The following is a 19,878-nucleotide window of genomic DNA, read 5'->3' on the forward strand; positions in this document are numbered from 1 at the left end:
TCCCACAGGTTATGTGTCGTACACAGAGGCTGTGAACACACGGGACACTGTGGGGGCGAGCTTGGTCCGGGCGGCGATCCGACGATGAGGCCAGTGCAGGTAATACAAAAAAACCGGGTTACTCGACCCGCATCTCGCCACTGAACACCAATGTATTGCGGCAACGCCGGCACAGATACCGTCGCCCCTGCCTGACCAGGCTGTGACGCTGGGCCGAAAACGGAAAATCGCTATCAGCACACGGGCATTTGTAGATGTAGCGGGTCACGCTGCGACGTTTGACTTCATAGGTATGGCAGCGGTCCGGCGGCAGTTCGTAGACGCCGCGCATGATCAGTTGCCACTCCTCGCCGTGGGGCTGGATGCGGTCGCCGAACAGTTGATGGGCGATCAGGTGCGCGACTTCATGGGCTACGGTCTGCTTGAGGAAATGTTCGGTGTTTTCGCGGTACAGCTGCGGGTTGAAGCGCAGCAGGTTCTCGTGCAGATGCGCGACGCCGGCTTTTTGCCCGCGCAGCTTGAGGCTCACCACGGGGCGTTTGAAAGGACGTTTGAAAAAGGATTCAGCGAGTTGGAAACAGTCTTCGACGCGGGTATTGAGTTGCTCGGGCATGCTTGATGGATCTCCAGAGAGTCGGAGTATGCCGCAACCGTCCGGCCTTGCGTATCGCCGAACTGCCGAATGGTCGTGGTGCTTTTCCCTGGCATGAGAAGGCCGCCTTGCGGCGGCCTGTGTTGGCGGATCTTGTTCTTCTCGGCGGTAAAGCGCTCTAGTTCGTATAGACGGGCCCCACGCCCAGTCCCCAGACAATCACGGTAAACGCCATGATGGCGACCAGCACCACCAGTCCCACCGCCAGCACCGAGCTGGAAAACAGGAAGCCCTCGTCGGACGGAATGTTCATGAAGGTCGGCAGACCCACATACAGCAGATACACCGTGTAGCAGATGGCCGCCGTGCCGACGATCATTCCCAGCCACATGTGCGGATACAGCGCCGCCAGCCCGCCGACGAACAAAGGTGTCGCGGTGTAGGTGGCGAACGCCACGCAGCGGGCCAGACTCGGGTTGGCGTCATAGGTGCGGGCCATCCAGTGCACGAAGGCCCCCATGACCGCGACGCCCGCCAGCATGGCCAGATACGACATGATGGTCATCCACAACGCGCTTTCGACGGTGAGCATCACCGGTGCGCGATTGCCGATCACCCAGCCGACCTGTGTCGTGCCAATGAACGCAGAGATGGCGGGGATCGCCGCCAGGATCAGCGTGTGCGTCAGGTACATGTGGCTGATGCTTTCCTCTTGGTCGCCACGGATTTCCTTCCATTCCTGATCGGGGTGGGTAAAAAGTCCCACTACGTGATGGATCATGCCAGTCACTCCTCTCGTTATTGCCATCGCCCCCCAGCGGAGCGCCTACGGGCCAATGCGGCCGAGCAAATACAGGTCTTCAGATTGTGTGCGACCTTATGTCGCAGTATAGAAAGGACTTAACCGCACAGGTATCAGGGTCTTAGAGCAAATCGCGCTGTAAACCGGCGGGGTAATCGCGGTGAGGTCTGTGTGAGCGGGCTTCGGCGGGGGCGACAACCTGTGGCCACAACCCCGGTGTTTTTGCGTAAAATGCCCGCCTTTCGTCACACCTCACGGATTTCGCGTCATGGGCACTCTTACGGTCAACCAGAACAAACTGCAAAAGCGCCTGCGCCGTCTGGCCGGCGAAGCAGTCACCGACTTCAACATGATCGAAGACGGCGACAAGGTCATGGTCTGCCTGTCCGGGGGCAAGGACAGCTACACCATGCTCGACGTGCTGATGCACCTGCAGAAGGTTGCGCCGATCAAGTTCGATATCGTCGCGGTGAACATGGACCAGAAGCAGCCGGGCTTTCCCGAGCATGTGCTGCCGGCCTATCTGAAAGAGCTGGGCATCGAGTACCACATCGTCGAGAAAGACACCTACTCGGTGGTCAAGGAACTGATACCGGAAGGCAAGACCACCTGCTCGCTGTGCTCGCGCCTGCGTCGCGGCACGCTGTACACCTTCGCCGACGAGATCGGCGCGACCAAGATGGCCCTCGGTCATCATCGCGACGACATCGTCGAGACGTTCTTCCTCAACATGTTCTTCAACGGTACCCTCAAGGCGATGCCGCCGAAGCTGCGTGCCGATGACGGCCGTAACGTGGTGATCCGTCCGCTGGCCTACTGCAACGAAAAAGACATCCAGGCCTACTCGGACTTCAAGCAATTCCCGATCATCCCGTGCAACCTCTGCGGTTCCCAGGAGAACCTGCAGCGTCAGGTGGTCAAGGAAATGCTGGTGGACTGGGAGCGCAAGACCCCGGGTCGTACCGAAAGCATTTTCCGCAGCCTGCAGAACGTGGTGCCGTCGCAACTGGCCGACCGCAACCTGTTCGACTTCACCAGCCTGAAGATTGATGAAACCGCCGCTTCGCGTTTCGTCAATGTCGTAAACCTGTAAACACCGTCACTGTGGGAGCGAGCTTGCTCGCGAAAGCGTCGTGTCAGCCGGCATCAAAACTGGATGACACACCGCAATCGCGAGCAAGCTCGCTCCCACATTGGTTTTTCGTTTCATTCAAAGGAGAGGGCATGCGCGACTACAAGTGGCTGCACGAATACTGTCTGAACCGCTTCGGTTCGGCGGCTGAACTGGAAGCCCATCTGCCCGTCCCCAAGACCCCGGCGCAACTGCGCCAGGTCAGCGATGACCGCTACCTCTCGACCATGGCCCTGCGGGTGTTCCGGGCCGGGCTCAAACACAGTCTGGTGGACGCCAAGTGGCCGGCCTTCGAAGAAGTGTTCTTCAGGTTCGATCCGGAAAAAGTCGTGCTGATGAGCGCCGAGCACCTGGAGCGGCTGATGCAGGATGCGCGGATCATCCGTCATCTGGGCAAGTTGAAAAGCGTGCCGCGCAATGCGCAGTTCATTCTGGATGTCGAGAAAGAGAAGGGCAGTTTCGGCGCATTGCTGGCCGACTGGCCGGTGACCGACATCGTCGGTTTGTGGACGTATCTGAAAAAGCACGGCCATCAATTGGGCGGGCTGTCGGCGCCGCGCTTCCTGCGCATGGTCGGCAAGGACACGTTCGTGCCGAGCTATGACGTGGTTGCGGCGTTGAATGCACAGAAGATCGTCGACAAGGTGCCAAGCAGTCTGCGGGATCTGGCGACGGTGCAGAATGCATTCAATCAGTGGCACGAAGAAAGCGGCGGGCGGCCGATGAGCCAGATTTCGATGATGCTGGCGTACACCGTCAATCATTGAACTCAGAGTGATCGTTCCCACGTCGAGGCGTCGAACCGTCCGCGTGGGAATGCCGCCCGGGACGCTCTGCGTCCCTGAGACGCGGAGCGTCTCTTGATGCATTCCCACGCAGAGCGTGGGAACGATCTCGGAGATAGCGGTGTGTCAGGCGACGGAAATTTCGCCTTCGCCCGCCAGTTTGCGATTCAACTGATACCGCCACCGCACATACAGCAACGCCGAGCAGAACACCGCCAGACTGACGATCATCTCCAGTACGCCGAACAACTGACGGCTCGGGTCATACGCCGCCAGTGCGCCCTTGATGAAATACAGGTTCACCACAAAGCACATCCACGAATGCCCGCGGGCGCTGCCCACGATCATGCCCGGTGCCAGCACCAGCCACGGGATCAGCTCGATCAGCAGAATCACCCACGGCCGTGCGCCATGCAGGTCAGCGAACACCAGGTAATACGCAGCGAGCAGTCCGGCCAGAGCGAAAAAGCACAGCAGACTGATCACCCGCATCGCCCGCACCCGTGGCTCCAGCCATTCGACGGCAGGCAGGACTTTCGGCTTTCTGGCCATCTCAGCTCCCCAGTTTCAGGGCCGTTTTGGCCAGACGTGCGCCCAATGCACGGCAGAGCGCCACTTCGTGCTGATCAAGACCGCTTTTGCCGTCGGCCCCGGCGTGATGGCTGGCGCCGTACGGCGTTCCGCCACCCTGGGTTTCCAGCAGCGCCGACTCGCTGTAGGGCAGGCCGGTGATCAGCATGCCGTGGTGCAGCAGCGGCAGCATCATCGACAGCAGCGTGGTTTCCTGACCGCCGTGCAGGCTGGCGGTAGAGGTGAACACTCCGGCCGGTTTGCCGACCAGCGCGCCGGTCAGCCACAGGTTGCTGGTGCCGTCGAGGAAATACTTGAGCGGTGCGGCCATGTTGCCGAAGCGGGTCGGGCTGCCGAGGGCCAGGCCTGCGCAGTTCTTCAGGTCATCCAGCGTGGCATAGAGGGCGCCTTCGTCAGGAATGTCCGGCGAAACCGCTTCGCACTCGGTGGAGATTGCCGGCACGGTGCGCAGGCGGGCTTCGAGGCCGGCCTGTTCGACACCACGGGCGATCTGTCGGGCCATCTCGTTGGTCGAGCCGCTGCGGCTGTAATAGAGGACCAGAATGTACGGCGCAGTCACGGCAACAGCTCCAGGATCTGCTCCGGCGGACGGCCGATGACGGCTTTGTCGCCCGCTTCGAGAATCGGGCGCTCCATCAGCTTCGGATGCGCGGCTATCGCCTCGATCAATTGTTTCTCGGTGAGACTGGCATCTGCCAGATTCAGGGTTTTGTACTCATCTTCGCCGGTGCGCAGCAGTTGCCGGGCGCTGATCCCCAGCTTGCCGAGCAGGGCCTTGATCTGCGCGGCGTCCAGCGGCGTTTCGAGGTAGCGCACCACGTTTGGCGTCAGGCCGCGGGCCTCGAGCAGTTCGAGCGCGCCACGGGATTTCGAGCAGCGCGGGTTGTGATAAAGCGTCAGATCGGTCATGGGCGGGTCGCTTCTTGCGTAAAGTGGCGGCTATTCTAACTGTGCAGCGCGCAATCCAGAACCTTGGGAGGCGATGGGTCGCAGGCGCATTCAATTTTTTACAAGGAACACGACATGACACGGGCACTGGCAGCGGCATTGACGATCATCGGAGCGTTGATGCTGGGGGGCTGCGGTAACGACTATGGCATCGATCAGAACGGGCAGAAGGTCGCCTCCGAGCGCCTGGACAAGCAATGGGTCGTACTCAATTACTGGGCCGAATGGTGCGGTCCGTGCCGCACGGAAATTCCGGAACTCAATCATCTGGCCGATGAGCTCAAGGGCAAGAAGATCGGTGTGTTCGGGGTCAACTTCGACAATGTGCAGGGTGAAGAGCTGAAAGCTGCCAGCGAGAAACTCGGCATCAGGTTCACCGTGCTGGCGCAGGATCCGGCGGACCTGTTCGAGCTGCCGCGCAGTGAAGCCTTGCCGGTGACCTACATCATCGACAACAAGGGCAAGGTGCGTGAACAGTTGATGGGCGAGCAGACGGCGGCGGGGGTGATGGCAAAGCTTGAAGCGTTGAAGGCCACCAACTGATTCGCACTTGATGATCGCTGGTCTTCGCTGATCGTTCCCACGCTCTGCGTGGTAACGCCGCCCCGGACGCTCCGCGTCCGCTGTGACGCAGAGCGTCACTGGATGCATTCCCGCGCGGAGCGTGGGAACGATCAAGCGCTGTACGTGGAAATGATCGAAGGCTCAGCCTTCTTCCAGCCACCAGCGCAACGGCTTGCCTTCGGCAGGCCAGAAGCGCATCTGCTCGATGGGGGAAACGTCCCAGCGCTGCACTTTCTCCAAAGCCTGCAGGAACCGCTGTTCCTGCTCCATGAGCGCAGGCGCGCACAATTTGCGGGTCTTGCCGATCTTGCCGAAGCTGAGCCTGTCACCGTCGAGGGTATAGGGCGCAAACCAGTGGTTGCAGCCACCGTTGCCATACGCCCGGCCGTCTTCGCCGAGGGTCACGGTCAGGTGGCTGTAGTCGATCAGCGGCCGTTCGCCGATCCATTCCAGTATGTAGCTGCGGTCCTGTTGCAGTTGCACAGGCTCTGCGGCGCAACCCACCAGGCCGGCGCTCACAGCGGCGGTCAGGGCCAGATGCTTCATCACGCCGGCTCCTGGCATTTCGGGCACAGGTGCCGGTCGCCGACGGCCTTCCAGCCCAGTTCGGCGATGCGTGCCGTGGCGGCCGGTTTTTCAGCCGTTTTGCCGAGTCTGGCATCTACCGCGAATTCGAAGCTCAGTTCTTTGGCGCAGCTGTCGCAGTTGACCTGCCAGGTATGGATCGCCAGTTCACCGAACGCCGGGCCGGAGGTCATGGCGGTCCATTGTCCCGGCGGATTGATCAGGTGGCGCACGGTTTCGACGGTCAGGCGCATGGACAGGTCCTTGCTGCCTTTGAGGGTCACCAACAGCACATCGCCGATACGGATCGAGCCGCCGTTGCCGGTGACCTGATAACGGCCCGGAACCAGGGCGCGGCATTCGGTGAGGGTGTGTTGCGGGTTCATCAGGGTGTAGCGGAAATCGTGTTCGACCATGGGTCCTCCAAATATGCGCGACATGCTAGCACGGGCGCGATTGCAGGATGACCCGGGCTTGCGACCTTCGATCCGGTTCAAATCGGCCGTGCAGTCGTGGCAAACTGCCGCCAACCTCTCTAAGGAACGGAACATGGCATTGATCGAATGTTATGAATGCAAGCGGAACATCAGTTCCGAAGCGACAGCATGCATTCATTGTGGGGCTCCAATGGCGAAGGAACAGGCACAGGCGGCACGACCGGCCTCTGCGTCGACGATTTCCTTCGGCAGCCTGCCGCGCAACAAGGCTGTCCCTGAAACGTTCGCCGCAGCCCCTGCGTCTGCCCCCGAACCCAAAGTCATACCCGCCGCTGCCGGTCGCCGGCGCCGACAGCAGGCCGAGCGAGCGGCCATACCTCAGTTGAATGCCGACGGCGTGCGTCCGGTTGAAGGCTGGTTGAAGATCATGGCGTTCCTGATGCCGATGATCTTTGTCTGGTTCCTGTTGCGCAGCGGTCACTCCCTCAAACAGCGGTTTTTCGGTTTCGGCTGGTTGGGGCTGCTGATTCTTGCGTCCACGCTATCCCCGACCGGACCTCACTGAGGTTTCAGCCTTCGACCTGGTTCTGCGGTGATCCCGCCGCCCAAGTCGCAATATTGTGCAAGGTGGTCGTGGCGATGGCGCCCAGCGCCTCGCGGGTCAGGAATGCCTGGTGCGCGGTAACGATCACGTTGGGGAAGGTCAGCAACCGTGCCAGTACATCGTCCTGCAATGGCAGGTCGGAACGGTCCTCGAAAAACAGCTGCGCCTCTTCTTCATAAACGTCCAGTCCCAGATAGCCCAACTGACCGTCCTTCAAGGCGTCGATCAGCGCCGGTGTGTCCACCAGACCGCCGCGCCCGGTGTTGATCAACATCGCCCCGGGCCGCATGTGCGCCAGCGAATGGCGGTTGATCAGGTGTTTGCTCTGTTCGTTGAGCGGGCAATGCAGACTGATGATCTGCGATTGTTCGAGCAGTTGCGGCAAGCTCAGATAACGCGCGCCCAAGGCTTCCACCGCCGGGTTCGGGAACGGGTCGAAGGCCAGCAGTTCGCAGCCGAAGCCGTGCATGATTTTCGCGAACGTCGCGCCGATCTGGCCGGTGCCGACAATGCCGACGGTTTTGCCGATAAGATCGAAACCGGTCAGACCGTGCAGGCTGAAATCGCCTTCGCGGGTGCGGTTGTAGGCCCGGTGCAGCCGGCGGTTGAGGGCAAGAATCAGCGCCACCGCATGCTCGGCCACCGCATGGGGCGAATAGGCTGGAACCCGCACGACGTCGAGTCCCAGACGTTTGGCAGCGCCCAGATCGACATGGTTGTAACCGGCCGAGCGCAACGCGATCAGCCGGGTTCCGCCGGCTGCCAGACGCTCCAGCACAGGTGCGCCGAGGTCATCATTGATGAAGGCACAGACCACTTCATGCCGCTCGGCCAGCGGTGCGGTATCCAGACTGAGCCGGGCCGGTTGGAAGTGCAGTTCGATGCCGGCCGGGCAGTCGGCGGCGAGGAAGCTGTCGCGGTCGTAGGTCTGGCTGCTGAAAACGATCGTGCGCATGCAATTCTCCTGAAGCATCGACGCGGGCGCGATTCACCCGCGTCAACTTTAGCCGCGCCGACGCGGTTCGGCATTGCCGTGGATCAGGCGCTGATCTTCGCTTGTGCCGCCAGACGATTGATCGCCCGTTCCAGTTCATCCAGAGCGCTGGAAGCCTTGGGGTCTTCCTGCTTGAGCAGGGTTTCGCTGCGCTGGCAGGCTGCGCGCAATTGCGGCACGCCACAGTAGCGGGTCGCGCCATGCAGGCGGTGGACCCGCTCGAGCAGAGCGTTCTGATCCTGACTGTCGCGGGCAGCGCGAATGGCTTCGCGGTCGGCCTCGAGCGAGGCCAGCAGCATGGCGAGCATGTCCGCCGCCAGATCCGCCTTGCCGGCGGCCAGGCGCAAGCCTTCTTCGTGATCGAGGACCGGCAGGTCCTGCTGTCCCGTCAGGCTTTCGCCCCCACGGTCCGGGGCCTGATTGCGCAGCGCAAGGCCGGTCCACTTCAGCACCACCTGGGCCAGTTGCCGCTCGCTGATCGGTTTGGTCAGGTAGTCGTCCATGCCGCTTTGCAGCAGGGCACGCTTTTCATTGGCCATGGCATGGGCGGTGAGGGCGACGATCGGCAGCGGCGTGCAATGCCGTTCACTTTCCCACTGACGGATGGTCTCGGTGCTCTGACGCCCGTCCATGCCCGGCATCTGCACGTCCATCAGTACCAGATCGAAGGATTCGTTCTGCACCGCCTTGACGGCGGCATAACCGCTTTCCACGGCCAGTACCTTGGCGCCCATGTCTTCGAGCAGGGTTTGCACCAGCAACAGGTTGGCGGGGTTGTCGTCGACGCACAGCACTTTCGGCGCACGGCTCGACAAGGGTTCGCCGGGGTCACTGCGCATTGGCCGTGGATTGACCATGTCCGACAACGCCCGACGCAGCTTGCGGGTGCAGGCCGGTTTGGCCTGGAGCTGGCTGTGAGGGTTGGGCACCGAGAGATGGAACAGTGTCAGCTCGGTGGTCGGGCACAACACCAATACCCGGCAGCCGAGATGTTCCAGGTCCCAGATGTGCTGGTTGAGCCGTTCCGGCGGCATGTCATTGCTGGTGATGCCGAGCACCGCGAGGTCAATGGCCTGATCCGTCTGGTGGGCGCCGGTGACGCCATTGGTCAGGCTTTCCAGGGTATTGAACGGCGTGACGTCGAGGCCGCAGTCTTCCAGTTGATGCTGCAATGCCTGACGCGCCAGCTCGTGGTTCTCCAGCACCGCAACCCTGCGCCCGAGCAATGGTGCGGCGGGCAGGTCTTCGGCATCGTCGCGGGTCTTGGGCAGGCTCAGGCTGATCCAGAATTCCGAACCTTCGCCAGGCGTACTGTCGACCCCGATCTCGCCACCCATCTGTTCGATCAGACGCTTGGAAATCACCAGCCCCAGACCGGTGCCGCCGGGCTGACGCGACAGCGAATTGTCGGCCTGGCTGAAGGCCTGGAACAGCGCGCGCACGTCCTGGTTCGACAGACCGATGCCGGTGTCCTGAATACTGATGCGCAGCTGCACGCTGTCTTCGTGTTCTTCTTCGAGCATGGCGCGGGCGACGATAGTGCCCTCGCGGGTGAACTTGATGGCGTTGCTCACCAGGTTGGTGAGGATCTGCTTGAGCCGCAGCGGGTCGCCGACCAGCGACAGCGGTGTGTCGCGGTACACCAGGCTCACCAGTTCCAGCTGCTTGGCGTGGGCGGCAGGGGCGAGGATGGTCAGGGTGTCCTGCAACAGGTCGCGCAGGTTGAACGGGATGTGGTCGAGCACCAGTTTGCCGGCCTCGATTTTCGAGAAATCGAGGATTTCGTTGATGATCCCCAGCAGGCTGTCGGCGGATTTTTCGATGGTGCCCAGATAGTCGAGCTGGCGCGGGGTGAGTTCGCTTTTCTGCAACAGGTGGGTGAAACCGAGAATGCCGTTGAGCGGCGTGCGGATTTCGTGACTCATGTTGGCGAGGAATTCGGATTTGATCCGGCTCGCTTCCAGGGCTTCCTTGCGGGCCAGGTCCAGTTCGATGTTCTGGATCTCGATGGTTTCCAGGTTCTGGCGCACGTCTTCGGTGGCCTGGTCGACGCTGTGTTGCAGTTCTTCCCGGGCGTTTTGCAAGGTGCCGGCCATGCGGTTGATGCCGGACGCCAATTCATCCAGCTCCTGACTGCCGAGCGGCGGCAGGCGGGTTTCCAGATGACCGTCCTTGAGCTGGGCGACCGCTTGCTTGATCTGGCTGATCGGGCGATTGATCGTGCGGCCCATGCGTACCGCCAGCAGCGCGGCGCCGGCCAGTCCCGCAGCGATCAGTAACAGGCTGGCAAACAGGCTGCGGTAACCGCGCAGCAACATGCCGTTATGCGACAGTTCCAGCTCGACCCAGCCGAGCAGCCGGTCGGACTCTTCAGGGATCATCTCGCCGGCCAGATTGCGGTGCTTGCCGAATACCGGCAGCAGATAGCGAGTGGCATCGTTGCCGCTGCGCCGCAGCAATTGCGTGCTGTCGCCGCTGGGGGCCTGATTGAGCATGGTCGGGCCGGCGTGGGCCAGTGGCGAGCGGTCGGGCGCCAGGAAGGTCACCGCGCGCACGTCGGGTTGTTCAAGGGACTGGGTGGCAATGCGCTCAAGCCATTCGGCATCGCCATGACCCATGGCCCGCGCCACGAGCGGCGCGAGTTGTTCGGCGATCATTTCCCCGCGCTGCATCAATTGGGACTGCAGGTCGGACTGCTGCATCCAGGTGAAATAGCCGCCCAGCACCAGCGCCATCAGGCTGGTCGGCAACAGGGTCAGCAACAATACGCGACCTTTGATTCCCAGTTTCTTGAGCACGCCTTTCTCCCGCATCCCGCCGATCGTTGACTCACACGTGCTTCCGGCACGCGACATGGGCGCAGTGTAGCGATTTGCTTGCGGGCCTTCCCGGGAAAAATGATGTCGTGACCGGTCTTTTCCGGCGCGAGTCATTTGTCCGACAGGTCAACCTTGGGTTGCCCGGCAGCGGTCAATCTTGAATAATCACCCAACTGAGAACTATTTGCAGATAGTCATGACTCCTGTCTCTGTTGGCCAGCCACGCATTCTTTCCATCGAGGACGATCCCGTACTCGGTGCCTATGTCCATGAGCAACTGGGGCGCAGTGGCTTTCAGGTGACCTGGTGCCGCAACGGCAACGAGGGTTTGAGCGTCGCCCGGCGTCAGGCGTTCGATGTGGTGTTGATGGACATCCTGTTACCGGGCCTCGACGGCCTGAACCTGTTGACTCAGTTGCGTCAGAGTCATTCCACGCCGGTGCTGCTGATGTCGGCGCTGGGGGCGGAGGCCGATCGCATCAGCGGTTTTCGCCTGGGGGCCGACGACTATCTGCCCAAACCCTTCAGCATGGCCGAACTGCATGTACGGATCGAAGCGATTCTGCGCCGGGTCGCGCTCGATCGGCGTCCGACTGCGTTCACAGAACCTGTGATGGCGGGAGGACTGCATTTCGACGATCAGCGGTGCGAAGTGTTCTACCGCGATCAACCGGCCGGCCTCACTCGCAGCGAATTCCGTCTGCTGGAAACCCTCAATCGCAATGATGAAGAGGTGTTGAGCAAGGCCTTCCTTTATCAGCACGTTCTTCAGCGTGGCTACGCGGCCCACGACCGCAGTCTCGACATGCACATCAGCCAGATCCGCCGCAAGCTCAAATCGATCGGCTATACCGAGCGGGAAGTGCGCACGGTGTGGGGCAAGGGCTACATGCTGAGCGCCGTCGATGAAAGTGTCTGACCTGCCGGGTCGGCATTCGCTGTTCTGGAAACTGGCCTGCCTGCTGGTGGCGTTCTGTCTATTGATGATCTGGCTGAGCTGGTCCTGGGGGCGGTATATGGAGCAGCGCAACCAGTTCCTCTCCGATGAGGCACGCGGCACATTGACCCGTTATGCCGCCGAGGCCGAACAAGTCTGGCGTCAGGGCGGGCGCAAAGGTGTCGATGGCTGGTTGCAGGGCATGGAATTGCGCGAGCGTGCGTGGGTCGGCGTGATCAACGGCAATTTGCAGTCGCTGAGCAGCGATCCTTTGAGCGCGCAGGAAATCCAGCGTCTGACCTTTCTGCGCGGGCTGGACTGGCCGATCCACAAGAAGGGGCGACCATGGCTGCGTGTGCCATTTCCCACGGAGCCGTCCGCCGGCAGCCTGGTCGTCGAGTTGCCTGAACGATTCGTGCCGGGCAAGTACCGGGTGTTCTGGCGAGTGATCACCAACGGTGTGATTCCCGGCCTGTTCACGTTGCTGCTGTGTGTGGGGCTGTATCGCTTGCTGGTGGTGCCACTGAACAACCTGCGCGAGCAGGCCAATGCGTGGCGTGCCGATCAATTGAATGTGCGTCTGTCGGGTGGCATCACGCGGCGTCCGGACGAACTGGGCGAGTTGGCCCGGGCCTTCGATTCGATGTCCGAACGCCTGCAATCGACCGTTGCCCTGCAACAGCAATTGTTGCGCGACCTGTCCCACGAACTTCGCACGCCCCTGAGTCGCCTGCGGGTAGCCAGTGACGGCGAGCAGGATCTGCTGTCGTTGCGCGAGCGCATCGGTCGTGAAGTCGATGGCATGCAGCGGCTGGTGGAAGACACCCTGCAACTGGCCTGGCTCGAAACCGAACGTTCGCCGTTGCCGGACGAAGCGATCCAGGTCCAGGCGTTGTGGGAGATGCTCACCGATGACGCCTGCTATGAAAGCGGCTGGCCGACGCTGCAATTGCACTGCTCGGTGGACTCTTCGTGCTGGGTGCGTGGCAACCTCAATACCCTGGCCCAGGCGCTGGAGAACATCCTGCGTAACGCCATTCGTCATTCGCCACCGCACGGTATCGTCCGGCTGGATGGCCGGCGTGCCGGGGGCTACTGGCATCTGTGGCTGGAGGACGAGGGCGGTGGTGTAGCCGAAGAGGATCTGGAACGGATCTTCTCGCCGTTCACCCGACTCGACGGTTCGCGGCCGGGAGATGGTGGTTTCGGTCTGGGGTTGAGCATTGCGAGGAATGCGGTACAGCGCCAAGGCGGGACTTTATGGGCAGAGAACGGCCAGGCGGGATTACGAGTGAATTTGCGGTTGGTGGCGGATGACAGCGCCGCCGATTCCGACGCCTTGGCTGGCAAGCCAGCGCCCACACTGGACATGAGTCTCCCGCGAATTGTGTGAGCAGCAAAAAAATCCCACCACCGGCTCGACTTTTACTGCTTATTCCAAGAAACCATAAGCATCACACTTTGCGTGATATGGGCCGCGCAGGTTTGCCGGTATGATAGGCGCCCCCGCTGTCCGGATTGCGAAAAAACGCCATGACCTTGCAGTACCCAACCATCGCCGATTGCGTCGGCAACACGCCGCTGGTGCGTTTGCAGCGCCTGCCCGGTGTCACCAGCAACACCCTGTTGCTCAAGCTCGAAGGGAACAACCCGGCGGGTTCGGTCAAGGACCGTCCGGCGCTGTCGATGATCACCCGTGCCGAATTGCGCGGGCAGATCCGTCCCGGCGATACCCTGATCGAGGCGACCTCGGGCAATACCGGAATCGCCTTGGCGATGGCCGCCGCGATCAAGGGTTACAAGATGATCCTGATCATGCCGGACAACTCCAGCGCCGAGCGCAAGGCAGCGATGACCGCCTATGGCGCTCAGCTGATTCTGGTCAGCCAGGAAGAGGGCATGGAAGGCGCTCGCGATCTTGCCCAGCGGATGGAAGCCGAAGGCCGTGGCAAGGTGCTGGATCAGTTCGCCAATGGCGACAATCCCGAAGCGCACTACACCACCACCGGCCCGGAAATCTGGCGTCAGACCCAGGGCTCCATCACCCATTTCGTCAGCTCCATGGGGACCACCGGCACCATCATGGGCGTGTCGCGTTACCTGAAAGAGCAGAGCGACAAGGTACAGATCATCGGCCTGCAACCGATGGAAGGCTCGGCCATTCCCGGTATCCGCCGCTGGCCGCAGGAATACCTGCCGAAGATCTATCAGGCCGACCGCGTCGACCGTATCGTCGACATGGCGCAAAGCGAAGCCGAGGACGTCACCCGACGTCTGGCCCGGGAAGAAGGCATCTTCTGCGGTGTGTCCTCGGGCGGTGCGGTGGCGGCGATGTTGCGTCTGTCCAAAGAAGTCGAGAACGCGGTGATCGTCGCGATCATCTGTGACCGTGGCGACCGATACCTGTCGACCGGCATTTTCGACGCGGCCAACTGATGGCAAAGCACGATAGAGGCCTGCGCTTCCAGCCCACCGGCGGCAGCAAGGCCCCGCAACTCCCGACCGGCAAAAAGCAGCGCTTGAAGATCGAGCGCCTGGCCAACGACGGTCGCGGCATCGCGTTTTTTGAAGGAAAAACCTGGTTCGTCCTCGGCGCCCTGGCGGGTGAAGAGGTCGAGGCCCGCGTGCTCGGTGCCCATGGCAAAGTGGTCGAGGCGCGCACCGAGCGTGTGTTCACCGCCAGCGAATTGCGTCGCCCGGCAGCTTGTCAGCACGCCGGGCGCTGCGGCGGTTGCAGCGTCCAGCATTTGTCCCATGACGAACAGCTCGCCCTGAAACAGCGCATGCTCGCCGAGCAATTGTCGCGAGTCGCCGGCGTCGAACCCGAAGAATGGGCCGCGCCGCTGACCGGTCCGGAATTCGGCTACCGTCGCCGCGCCCGTATTGCCGTGCGCTGGGACAGCAAGGCCAGAACGCTTGAGGTCGGATTCCGTGCCGCCGGCAGTCAGGACATCGTTGCGATCAGTGAATGCCCGGTGCTGGTACAGCCCTTGCAGCCGATCATGACCCGTCTGCCGGAGATGCTTCGTCGCTTGAGCAAGCCTCAGGCCCTGGGGCATGTCGAATTGTTCAGCGGTTCGTCCCTGGCCGTGCTGCTGCGCCACATGGCACCGCTGTCCGAGACCGATCTGACGATCCTCAAGGATTTTTGTGCATACCATGAAGCGCAACTGTGGCTGCATGGCGAAGGCGAACCGCAACCGGTCGATGCCACCCAGTCGCTGGGCTACCGTCTGCAACAGTGGGGGCTGGATCTGGCGTATCGCCCGGGAGATTTCATCCAGGTCAACGCCGGCGTCAACGAAGCCATGGTGGCCCAGGCCCTGGACTGGCTGAAGCCGGCTGCGGACGAGCGCGTGCTCGATCTGTTTTGCGGTCTCGGCAACTTTGCCTTGCCGCTGGCCGGATCCGTACGTGAAGTGGTGGCGGTCGAAGGCGTGCAGACCATGGTCGATCGCGCGGCGTTGAATGCCGCCAGTAACAATTTGCATAACACAAGGTTTTTTCAGGCCGATTTATCCCAGCCTTTGACCGATGCCGAATGGATCGGAAACGGCTTTTCTGCGGTACTCTTGGACCCACCGCGTGACGGTGCTTTCGAGGTGGTGCGCAAGCTCGCGACCCTGGGTGCCGAGCGGTTGGTGTATGTATCGTGCAACCCTGCAACTCTGGCGCGCGATACGGTCGAATTGATCAAACAGGGCTACCGGTTAAAACGTGCCGGGATTCTCGATATGTTTCCTCAGACGGCGCATGTCGAGGCCATGGCGTTATTTGAAGCGAGCTAGGATGGCTCGTCTGATCCGACTGATCGGCCCGTGCAGCACTCGTCTGAGCCCCGCGAGTGCAAACGGGCAATCAAGGTCAGTGATTTGACGCATTGAGTCTGCGTCGTAGGGAAGGTAAAGCAAGATGGTACAGGTGAGAGCACACCAGCCGATCAACACCGACGGCAGTATCAATCTCGAGGCTTGGCTCGATCATGCGGTCAGTGTCGATCTGGCACTGGATCGCGAAGCCTTGAAGGAGGCCTGTGAGTACGCTCGACAGGCCGAGCAACAGTCCAATGCGGCGAACAATCTCTGGTCCGAAGGCAGTGGCAGTTTCAGCACCGGCCTGGAGATCGCCGAGATTCTCGCTGACCTCAAGCTCGATCAGGATTCGCTGGTCGCGGCGGTGCTTTACCGTGGCGTACGCGAAGGTCAGATCGAGCTGGCGGCGGTCAGCCAGCGCTTCGGGCCTGTGGTCGCCAAGCTGATCGATGGCGTGCAGCGCATGGCGGCGATCAGTGCCAGCCTCAGCCCGCGCCAGTCGATGGTGATGGGCACCCAGGGTCAGGTGGAAAACCTGCGCAAGATGCTGGTGGCGATGGTCGACGACGTGCGCGTCGCGCTGATCAAGCTTGCCGAACGCACCTGCGCGATCCGTGCGGTGAAGACCGCCGACGACGAGAAGCGCAACCGGGTTGCCCGGGAAGTGTTCGACATCTATGCGCCACTGGCCCACCGGCTCGGCATCGGTCATATCAAGTGGGAACTGGAGGACCTGTCCTTCCGTTACCTGGAGCCTGACCAATACAAACAGATCGCCAAGCTGCTGCACGAGCGGCGGCTCGACCGCGAGCGCTTCATCTCTGATGTGATGACCCAGCTCAAGGACGAATTGCAGGCCACCGGTGTCGATGCCGACATCAGCGGCCGGGCCAAGCACATCTATTCGATCTGGCGCAAAATGCAGCGCAAGGGGCTGGAATTCAGCCAGATCTACGACGTGCGCGCCGTGCGGGTACTGGTGCCGGAAATGCGCGACTGCTACACCGCGCTCGGCATCGTCCACACCCTGTGGCGGCACATCCCGAAAGAATTCGACGACTACATCGCCAACCCGAAAGAGAACGGCTACCGCTCGCTGCACACGGCGGTGATCGGTCCTGAGGGCAAGGTGCTGGAAGTCCAGATCCGTACCCATTCCATGCATGAAGAGGCCGAACTCGGCGTCTGCGCGCACTGGCGTTACAAGGGCACCGACGTCAAGTCCGGCTCGAACCACTATGAAGAGAAAATCTCCTGGCTGCGTCAGGTGCTCGAGTGGCACGAAGAACTGGGCGACATCGGTGGTCTGGCCGAGCAGCTGCGGGTCGATATCGAACCGGACCGGGTCTACATCTTCACCCCGGACGGTCACGCCATCGACTTGCCGAAAGGCGCGACACCGCTGGACTTCGCTTACCGCGTGCATACCGAAATCGGTCACAACTGCCGTGGCGCCAAGATCAACGGGCGGATCGTGCCGCTCAACTACAGCCTGCAGACCGGTGAGCAGGTCGAGATCATCACCAGCAAGCACGGCACCCCGAGCCGCGACTGGCTGAACCCGAACCTCGGTTACGTCACCACGTCCCGGGCGCGGGCGAAGATCGTTCACTGGTTCAAGTTGCAGGCTCGCGACCAGAACGTCGCGGCAGGCAAGACCCTGATCGAGCGCGAACTCAATCGCCTCGGTCTGCCGGCGGTGGATTTCGACAAGCTGGCCGAAAAGGCCAACATGAAAACCGCCGAAGACATGTTCGCCGCCCTCGGAGCCGGCGACCTGCGACTGGCGCAACTGGTCAACCTGGTGCAGCAACTGGTCGAGCCGGAGCGCGGCAACGAACAGCTGGAACTGATTCCACGCAAGGCCACCGGCTACAAGCCGGGCAAGCGCGGCGACATCCAGATCCAGGGCGTCGGCAACCTCATGACCCAGATGGCCGGCTGCTGCCAGCCGTTGCCGGGCGATGCGATCGTCGGCTACATCACCCAGGGCCGCGGCGTGAGCATTCACCGTCAGGACTGCGCCTCGGTGCTGCAACTGGCCGGGCGTGAGCCGGAGCGGATCATCCAGGTCAGCTGGGGGCCGGTGCCGGTGCTCACCTATCCGGTGGACATCGTCATCCGTGCCTACGACCGTTCCGGTCTGCTGCGTGACGTTTCGCAGGTGCTGCTCAACGAGCGGATCAACGTGCTGGCGGTCAACACCCGCTCGAACAAGGAAGACAACACTGCACTGATGTCCCTGACCATCGAGATTCCGGGACTGGACGCACTGGGGCGGTTGCTGGGGCGGATCTCCCAGTTGCCGAACATCATCGAGACGCGGCGTAACCGGACTCCATGAAATCGACCTACAGCCTTGAAGACCTGTTGCACCTGATGAACCGACTGCGTGACCCGCAGTTCGGTTGCCCGTGGGACATCAAGCAGACCTATGCAACCATCGTCCCGCACACCCTCGAGGAAGCCTATGAAGTCGCCGACGCCATCGAGCGCGGCGACTTCGATCACTTGCAGGGTGAATTGGGCGATCTGTTGTTTCAGGTGGTGTATTACAGCCAACTGGCCCGGGAAGAAGGGCGGTTCGAATTCGCCGGGGTGGTCGACAGCATCACCCGCAAGCTGATTCGCCGTCATCCGCACGTCTTCCCGACCGGCGATCTGTATGCGCCGCTGGATGTACCGCGCCTGAGCGAAGATCAGGTCAAGCAGCGTTGGGAGGAGATCAAGGCCGAAGAGCGTGCCGAGAAATCCGCCGAGCCGCAGCAACTGTCGCTGCTCGATGATGTGCCCGCTGCGTTGCCGGCCTTGTCCCGTTCGGCCAAATTGCAAAAGCGCGCGGGGCAGGTCGGTTTCGACTGGCCGGACGCGTTGCCGGTGTTGGACAAGGTGCGCGAGGAGCTCGATGAAGTGCTCGAGGCCATGTCCGAGAATGATCCTGAAGCGGTGGCCGACGAGATCGGTGACCTGCTGTTTTCCGTGGTCAATCTGGCCCGGCATCTGAAGGTCGATCCGGAAACCGCGTTGCGCGGCGCCAATGGCAAGTTCGAACGACGCTTCCGTTTTATCGAACAGGCATTGCGTGACACCCACCGACCCATGGAAGATTGCACCCTCGAAGAATTGGACGCCCTGTGGGGCGAAGCCAAACGTCAGGAAAAGAATTTGCCCAGCTGCGGCTGAGCCGCAGCCCAAGTGAGTAAGCATCAATGAGCCTTTCCCTTCGCGACCAGTTGCTCAAGGCAGGACTGGTCAACCAAAAGCAGGCCAAGCAGGTCAGCAAGGAAAAACAGAAGCAACAGCGCCTGGCCCACAAAGGCCAGATCGAGCTGGACGACTCCCAGCAGCGCGCAGCCCAGGAAGCCATGGCCGAGAAGGTCAAGCGCGACCAGGAGCTGAACCGCCAGCAGCAGGAGAAGGCCGAGGCCAAGGCCCGCGCTGCGCAGGTCAAGCAGTTGATCGAAGTCTCGCGTCTGCCGAAGCTGACCACCGAGGACTACTACAACTTCGTCGACGACAAGAAGGTCAAGCGCATCTCGGTCAACACGCTGATGCGCAACAAGCTCAGCAGCGGTTCGCTGGCCATCGTGCATCATGCCGGCGGCTACGAAGTGATCCCCCGCGAGGCGGCCTTGAAAATTCAGGAGCGCGACCCGCAGCGCATCGTGCAGTTGAACGAGAAGGTCGAAGAGGTCGCAGCAGAGGATGATCCGTACGCGGCGTACGTGATTCCTGACGACCTGATGTGGTAACTGTCTGTGGCGAGAGAGCCTGCTCCCGTCGGGTCGCGAAGCGGCCCTGATGAAGCCCGATAACGACGAACCCCGCCAATGGCGGGGTTCGTCGTTTTCAATGCTGTGGTTTCGGGTCAGGCGGATTTCAGATCCCGCTGCTGTTCCAGCAGTTCCAGTTCGGCCTTGTAGTTGTGGGCATCGGTCTCGTTGTGGAACATGCCGACCAGCAAGTCTTGTTGATGCACATCCCAGATCCGTACGCCGGCGGCTACGCCTTCATGGGACATGTGTGAATCGTCGCGTTCAGTTACTTTTACAGTCATCTGCTAGCTCCAATCTCTGTTATCTGCAGCAAGGCGTGTGCAGGGCTTTTTTATAGAATTTGTTAGCCTGCTAAGTAAACGCTTGATTCGTGCAACGTATCCTTGCGAAATCTGTAACAGTCCTGGAGCCCGCCAAATCCGCGACATTCGGTCGCAGGGCGGTAAGTTGCATGACAGAAGTTTCATCTTCAGACGCTCCAAAGAACCCTGTGGGAGCTGGCTTGCCAGCGATTGCGGAGT

At 61.5% G+C, this 19,878-nt stretch carries 21 protein-coding genes; 11 read left to right on the forward strand and 10 right to left on the reverse strand.

Annotated elements, in window-relative coordinates; all coding sequences use genetic code 11:
* Positions 1–118: 118 nt before the first annotated feature.
* Positions 119–613 carry a SprT family zinc-dependent metalloprotease gene (locus BBF94_RS25245; protein WP_007957760.1) on the reverse strand — a complete coding sequence of 165 codons (495 nt, stop codon included), beginning with the start codon at positions 611–613 and terminating at the stop codon, positions 119–121.
* Between the two features lie 157 nt (positions 614–770).
* Entirely contained in the window at positions 771–1,373 is a 603-nt protein-coding gene (locus BBF94_RS25250) for a Yip1 family protein (protein ID WP_065261656.1), read from the reverse strand.
* A 289-nt stretch (positions 1,374–1,662) separates the two neighbouring features.
* Between BBF94_RS25250 and ttcA the strand changes: the two genes are divergently transcribed.
* Positions 1,663–2,487 (forward strand): tRNA 2-thiocytidine(32) synthetase TtcA, encoded by an 825-nt coding sequence (gene ttcA, locus BBF94_RS25255; RefSeq protein WP_065261657.1) that lies wholly within the window; start codon positions 1,663–1,665, stop codon positions 2,485–2,487.
* 131 nt (positions 2,488–2,618) lie between these two features.
* Positions 2,619–3,293, forward strand: a complete 675-nt coding sequence (locus BBF94_RS25260) for a DNA-3-methyladenine glycosylase I (protein ID WP_065261658.1) — start codon at positions 2,619–2,621, stop codon at positions 3,291–3,293.
* A 144-nt stretch (positions 3,294–3,437) separates the two neighbouring features.
* Here BBF94_RS25260 and BBF94_RS25265 read toward each other — a convergent pair whose 3' ends face one another.
* The 3 genes from BBF94_RS25265 to arsC are packed head-to-tail and all read right to left on the reverse strand — an operon-like array spanning position 3,438 to position 4,811.
* Positions 3,438–3,863, reverse strand: a complete 426-nt coding sequence (locus BBF94_RS25265) for a DUF2069 domain-containing protein (protein WP_065261659.1) — start codon at positions 3,861–3,863, stop codon at positions 3,438–3,440.
* Between the two features lies 1 nt (position 3,864).
* Positions 3,865–4,461, reverse strand: coding sequence for an NAD(P)H:quinone oxidoreductase (wrbA, locus tag BBF94_RS25270; protein WP_065261660.1), 597 nt, complete (start codon positions 4,459–4,461; stop codon positions 3,865–3,867).
* Positions 4,458–4,811, reverse strand: coding sequence for an arsenate reductase (glutaredoxin) (gene arsC, locus BBF94_RS25275; RefSeq protein ID WP_011335489.1), 354 nt, complete (start codon positions 4,809–4,811; stop codon positions 4,458–4,460). The genes wrbA and arsC overlap by 4 nt, the downstream gene beginning before the upstream one ends.
* Before the next feature lie 114 nt (positions 4,812–4,925).
* Here arsC and BBF94_RS25280 point away from each other — a divergent pair, with 114 nt between their 5' ends.
* Complete coding sequence (locus BBF94_RS25280) at positions 4,926–5,393, forward strand: TlpA disulfide reductase family protein (RefSeq protein WP_065261661.1); 468 nt, start codon at positions 4,926–4,928, stop codon at positions 5,391–5,393.
* 162 nt (positions 5,394–5,555) lie between these two features.
* On the opposite strand, the gene BBF94_RS25285 is transcribed toward BBF94_RS25280, so the two are convergent.
* Positions 5,556–5,960: an META domain-containing protein gene (locus tag BBF94_RS25285; RefSeq protein WP_065261662.1), complete on the reverse strand. Its 405-nt coding sequence runs from the start codon at positions 5,958–5,960 to the stop codon at positions 5,556–5,558.
* On the reverse strand, positions 5,960–6,394 hold the full coding sequence (locus BBF94_RS25290) for a hypothetical protein (RefSeq protein WP_065261663.1): 435 nt from the start codon (positions 6,392–6,394) through the stop codon (positions 5,960–5,962). The genes BBF94_RS25285 and BBF94_RS25290 overlap by 1 nt, the downstream gene beginning before the upstream one ends.
* Before the next feature lie 133 nt (positions 6,395–6,527).
* On the opposite strand from BBF94_RS25290, the gene BBF94_RS25295 reads away from it, so the two are divergent.
* A complete protein-coding gene (locus tag BBF94_RS25295; protein WP_065261664.1) occupies positions 6,528–6,980 on the forward strand; it encodes a hypothetical protein in 453 nt (150 codons plus the stop codon).
* 4 nt (positions 6,981–6,984) lie between these two features.
* Here BBF94_RS25295 and BBF94_RS25300 read toward each other — a convergent pair whose 3' ends face one another.
* On the reverse strand, positions 6,985–7,974 hold the full coding sequence (locus tag BBF94_RS25300) for a 2-hydroxyacid dehydrogenase (protein ID WP_065261665.1): 990 nt from the start codon (positions 7,972–7,974) through the stop codon (positions 6,985–6,987).
* 83 nt (positions 7,975–8,057) lie between these two features.
* Complete coding sequence (locus BBF94_RS25305; RefSeq protein ID WP_065261674.1) at positions 8,058–10,811, reverse strand: response regulator; 2,754 nt, start codon at positions 10,809–10,811, stop codon at positions 8,058–8,060.
* Positions 10,812–11,028: 217 nt separating this feature from the next.
* Here BBF94_RS25305 and BBF94_RS25310 point away from each other — a divergent pair, with 217 nt between their 5' ends.
* The 7 genes from BBF94_RS25310 (at position 11,029) to BBF94_RS25340 (ending at position 19,333) form a co-directional block, all read left to right on the forward strand.
* Positions 11,029–11,751: a response regulator transcription factor gene (locus tag BBF94_RS25310; protein ID WP_065261666.1), complete on the forward strand. Its 723-nt coding sequence runs from the start codon at positions 11,029–11,031 to the stop codon at positions 11,749–11,751.
* Positions 11,738–13,162, forward strand: a complete 1,425-nt coding sequence (locus BBF94_RS25315) for a sensor histidine kinase (RefSeq protein ID WP_065261667.1) — start codon at positions 11,738–11,740, stop codon at positions 13,160–13,162. Before BBF94_RS25310 ends, BBF94_RS25315 begins: the two co-directional genes overlap by 14 nt.
* A 140-nt stretch (positions 13,163–13,302) precedes the next feature.
* The gene (gene cysM, locus BBF94_RS25320) at positions 13,303–14,205 is read left to right on the forward strand and encodes a cysteine synthase CysM (RefSeq protein ID WP_065261668.1); all 903 of its coding nucleotides are present in this window, start codon (positions 13,303–13,305) and stop codon (positions 14,203–14,205) included.
* Positions 14,205–15,557, forward strand: coding sequence for a 23S rRNA (uracil(1939)-C(5))-methyltransferase RlmD (gene rlmD, locus BBF94_RS25325; RefSeq protein ID WP_065261669.1), 1,353 nt, complete (start codon positions 14,205–14,207; stop codon positions 15,555–15,557). The genes cysM and rlmD overlap by 1 nt, the downstream gene beginning before the upstream one ends.
* Before the next feature lie 124 nt (positions 15,558–15,681).
* The gene (relA, locus tag BBF94_RS25330) at positions 15,682–17,925 is read left to right on the forward strand and encodes a GTP diphosphokinase (RefSeq protein ID WP_065261670.1); all 2,244 of its coding nucleotides are present in this window, start codon (positions 15,682–15,684) and stop codon (positions 17,923–17,925) included.
* Complete coding sequence (gene mazG, locus BBF94_RS25335; protein WP_065261671.1) at positions 17,922–18,764, forward strand: nucleoside triphosphate pyrophosphohydrolase; 843 nt, start codon at positions 17,922–17,924, stop codon at positions 18,762–18,764. Before relA ends, mazG begins: the two co-directional genes overlap by 4 nt.
* A gap of 26 nt (positions 18,765–18,790) precedes the next feature.
* Positions 18,791–19,333, forward strand: coding sequence for a DUF2058 domain-containing protein (locus tag BBF94_RS25340; RefSeq protein ID WP_065261672.1), 543 nt, complete (start codon positions 18,791–18,793; stop codon positions 19,331–19,333).
* A gap of 116 nt (positions 19,334–19,449) precedes the next feature.
* Here BBF94_RS25340 and BBF94_RS25345 read toward each other — a convergent pair whose 3' ends face one another.
* Positions 19,450–19,638 carry a hypothetical protein gene (locus BBF94_RS25345; RefSeq protein ID WP_065261673.1) on the reverse strand — a complete coding sequence of 63 codons (189 nt, stop codon included), beginning with the start codon at positions 19,636–19,638 and terminating at the stop codon, positions 19,450–19,452.
* Between the last annotated feature and the right edge of the window lie 240 nt (positions 19,639–19,878).

Origin of the sequence: Pseudomonas bananamidigenes (assembly GCF_001679645.1) — a bacterium.
GTDB classification, from domain to species: Bacteria; Pseudomonadota; Gammaproteobacteria; order Pseudomonadales; family Pseudomonadaceae; genus Aquipseudomonas; species Aquipseudomonas bananamidigenes.

What these genes read in the sequence shown, in the direction of transcription:
- BBF94_RS25245 (WP_007957760.1), bottom strand. Translation starts at nt 613, where the DNA reads ATGCCCGAGCAACTCAATACCCGCGTCGAAGACTGTTTCCAACTCGCT.
- BBF94_RS25250 (WP_065261656.1), bottom strand. Translation starts at nt 1,373, where the DNA reads ATGATCCATCACGTAGTGGGACTTTTTACCCACCCCGATCAGGAATGG.
- ttcA (WP_065261657.1), top strand. Translation starts at nt 1,663, where the DNA reads ATGGGCACTCTTACGGTCAACCAGAACAAACTGCAAAAGCGCCTGCGC.
- BBF94_RS25260 (WP_065261658.1), top strand. Translation starts at nt 2,619, where the DNA reads ATGCGCGACTACAAGTGGCTGCACGAATACTGTCTGAACCGCTTCGGT.
- BBF94_RS25265 (WP_065261659.1), bottom strand. Translation starts at nt 3,863, where the DNA reads ATGGCCAGAAAGCCGAAAGTCCTGCCTGCCGTCGAATGGCTGGAGCCA.
- arsC (WP_011335489.1), bottom strand. Translation starts at nt 4,811, where the DNA reads ATGACCGATCTGACGCTTTATCACAACCCGCGCTGCTCGAAATCCCGT.
- BBF94_RS25280 (WP_065261661.1), top strand. Translation starts at nt 4,926, where the DNA reads ATGACACGGGCACTGGCAGCGGCATTGACGATCATCGGAGCGTTGATG.
- BBF94_RS25285 (WP_065261662.1), bottom strand. Translation starts at nt 5,960, where the DNA reads ATGAAGCATCTGGCCCTGACCGCCGCTGTGAGCGCCGGCCTGGTGGGT.
- BBF94_RS25290 (WP_065261663.1), bottom strand. Translation starts at nt 6,394, where the DNA reads ATGGTCGAACACGATTTCCGCTACACCCTGATGAACCCGCAACACACC.
- BBF94_RS25295 (WP_065261664.1), top strand. Translation starts at nt 6,528, where the DNA reads ATGGCATTGATCGAATGTTATGAATGCAAGCGGAACATCAGTTCCGAA.
- BBF94_RS25300 (WP_065261665.1), bottom strand. Translation starts at nt 7,974, where the DNA reads ATGCGCACGATCGTTTTCAGCAGCCAGACCTACGACCGCGACAGCTTC.
- BBF94_RS25310 (WP_065261666.1), top strand. Translation starts at nt 11,029, where the DNA reads ATGACTCCTGTCTCTGTTGGCCAGCCACGCATTCTTTCCATCGAGGAC.
- BBF94_RS25315 (WP_065261667.1), top strand. Translation starts at nt 11,738, where the DNA reads ATGAAAGTGTCTGACCTGCCGGGTCGGCATTCGCTGTTCTGGAAACTG.
- cysM (WP_065261668.1), top strand. Translation starts at nt 13,303, where the DNA reads ATGACCTTGCAGTACCCAACCATCGCCGATTGCGTCGGCAACACGCCG.
- rlmD (WP_065261669.1), top strand. Translation starts at nt 14,205, where the DNA reads ATGGCAAAGCACGATAGAGGCCTGCGCTTCCAGCCCACCGGCGGCAGC.
- relA (WP_065261670.1), top strand. Translation starts at nt 15,682, where the DNA reads ATGGTACAGGTGAGAGCACACCAGCCGATCAACACCGACGGCAGTATC.
- mazG (WP_065261671.1), top strand. Translation starts at nt 17,922, where the DNA reads ATGAAATCGACCTACAGCCTTGAAGACCTGTTGCACCTGATGAACCGA.
- BBF94_RS25340 (WP_065261672.1), top strand. Translation starts at nt 18,791, where the DNA reads ATGAGCCTTTCCCTTCGCGACCAGTTGCTCAAGGCAGGACTGGTCAAC.
- BBF94_RS25345 (WP_065261673.1), bottom strand. Translation starts at nt 19,638, where the DNA reads ATGACTGTAAAAGTAACTGAACGCGACGATTCACACATGTCCCATGAA.